The following is a 2,052-nucleotide window of genomic DNA, read 5'->3' as shown; positions in this document are numbered from 1 at the left end:
GCATCACCAGCCCCGACCTGGGCATGGGCCCGTACCGGAACGCGTACATCATCCGCGAGCTGCTCGGCTCCGAGTACTACCCGGCGCCGCGTCGGCGCCACCGCGCGGATCCGGTCCCGCGGACCTGCCGGTCCGCCCGGGTCAGACGAGGTAACGCCCGCCGTTGGTGCTGAGCGTCTGGCCGGTCACGTAACCGGCCTCCTCCGAGGCGAGGTACGCCACCGCATAGGCCACGTCCTCCGGCTGACCGGCCCGCTTCATCGGCATCGTGGCGGCGGCCGCCTCGACGTCGATCGGGCCCTGGCGCACCAGCGGGGTGTCGATGAAGCCCGGCGGCACGTGATTGACCGTGATGCCCTGGCCCGCGAACTCCATCGCCAGCGCCCGGGTGAGGCCGATGACCCCGCCCTTGGAGGACGCGTAGTGCGCCATGGAGGGCGCACCGGTCTGCGCGGAGGACGACGAGATGTTCACGATCCGTCCCCAGCCCGCCTCCAGCATGTCCGGCACCAGTTCCTTCGTGACCAGGAACGGGCCCTTCAGATTGACGCCGATCATGCGGTCCCAGGCGTCCTCCGTGATGCTCGTGAATGGCTGGTAGGCGGTGATCCCCGCGTTGTTGACGAGGATCGCCACGGGTCCCAGCTCACTCCGGGTCCGGGCGGCCGCCTCGGCGACGCCCGCGGCGTCGGCCGCGTCACCCCCGACGGCGATCGCCGTGCCGCCCGCCTCCTGGATCGCGGTCGCGGTCTTCTCGGCACCTTCGAGGTTCAGGTCCCACACGGCGACCGACGCACCCCGGGCGGCCAGTACGGTCGCGACGGCCTGACCGATTCCGCGGGCGCCGCCGGTGACGACGGCGACTTTTCCTTGCAGTGACATGCGTGCTCCTCATCTTGCGTGACGCCTCGCGACCACCCCTGTGCGGGCCGCGCTCGCGTGGCTGGTGGTTCGACCCCGTGACTCCGTACGACGCCGCGCGGGGCGTCGCCCTCGGTCAGTCGGAGAGGGCCTCGCGGGCGGCGGTGCGCGCCGCCGTCGCGGCCGGGAAGCCCGCGTAGCCGGCGGCGTGGTAGACGACCTCGGCGATCTCCTCACGGGTGAGGCCGTTGTTGAGGCCCACGCGGAAGTGGGTCCGCAGCTCGGCCTCGGCACCCAGCCCGATGAGCAGGCCCAGGGTGACCAGGCTGCGGTCGCGCGGGCTGAGCCCCTCACGGGCCCACAGCGCGCCCCACACACTGGTCAGGCCTATCTCGACGAGTTCTTCTCCGAGACGTCCGTCCCGCAGGTCGATGTCCCCCTCGGGGAACACGCCGGGCAGCGCGTCTCGCATGGCCTTGAGTCCCGCTTCGCGCAGGTCGATCGGCTCTTCGGCATTCATGGCCGTCATGTGCGACTCCAGTTGGCACAACGCTGTGTCGTCCCCCGGGAAGGAAAGTTAGACCAATCGGTCGGTATAATCAACGTCGACGACAGCATTCACCTGTCGAAAGGGCGCCACTCGGCCACGACGGCCACACGGCGCGAGATCGACACCGTCCGGAGGCCGCCTCCCCGCGGTCCCGCCATTGATCGAGTCAGGTCGCTGCTCTACTCTCGCCTCAATATTCGATCGATCGGTCGAATAAACAGACTCGGGCTCACGCGGGGCGGAGCAGCCCACCTGTGCACTGTGGAGGGCAGATGACCAACACCACGAACACGACACCGGCACCGGCACCGGCACCGGCACCCGGACCGGGGCCAGAGAGCCAGGCGGATCCGGCCGGCCTGCTGGACGTCGTGGTCATAGGCGCGGGCGTCACCGGCATCTACCAGCTGTACCTGGCCCGCCAGGCAGGCCTTGCGGCCAAGCTCCTGGAAGCCGGCAGCGGCGTCGGCGGCGTCTGGTACTGGAACCGCTACCCCCAGGCACGCTTCGACTCCGAGAGCTACACCTACGGCTACCTCTTCTCCGAGGAACTGTGGCAAGAGTGGGAATGGTCGGAGCAGTACGCCGGCCAGCCGGAGATCGAACGCTACTTCAACCACGTCGTCGACCGCTTCGGCCTG

3 protein-coding genes are annotated in these 2,052 nt (G+C 69.6%); 1 reads left to right on the top strand and 2 read right to left on the bottom strand.

The window, feature by feature from the left end; genetic code table 11:
* Positions 1-141: 141 nt before the first annotated feature.
* Together ABZ887_RS51025 and ABZ887_RS51020 are read right to left on the bottom strand one after the other, a co-directional pair.
* Positions 142-882 carry an SDR family NAD(P)-dependent oxidoreductase gene (locus ABZ887_RS51025; RefSeq protein ID WP_361306565.1) on the bottom strand — a complete coding sequence of 247 codons (741 nt, stop codon included), beginning with the start codon at positions 880-882 and terminating at the stop codon, positions 142-144.
* A gap of 115 nt (positions 883-997) precedes the next feature.
* Positions 998-1,390 (bottom strand): carboxymuconolactone decarboxylase family protein, encoded by a 393-nt coding sequence (locus ABZ887_RS51020; protein WP_361306563.1) that lies wholly within the window; start codon positions 1,388-1,390, stop codon positions 998-1,000.
* A gap of 293 nt (positions 1,391-1,683) precedes the next feature.
* Between ABZ887_RS51020 and ABZ887_RS51015 the strand changes: the two genes are divergently transcribed.
* The coding region (locus ABZ887_RS51015) for an NAD(P)-binding protein (protein ID WP_361306561.1) at positions 1,684-2,052 on the top strand (369 nt) is incomplete at its 3' end.

Origin of the sequence: Streptomyces sp. NPDC047061, assembly GCF_040643955.1 — a bacterium.
Lineage (GTDB): Bacteria > Actinomycetota > Actinomycetes > Streptomycetales > Streptomycetaceae > Streptomyces.
This window is presented reverse-complemented; position numbering and strand designations above follow the sequence as displayed.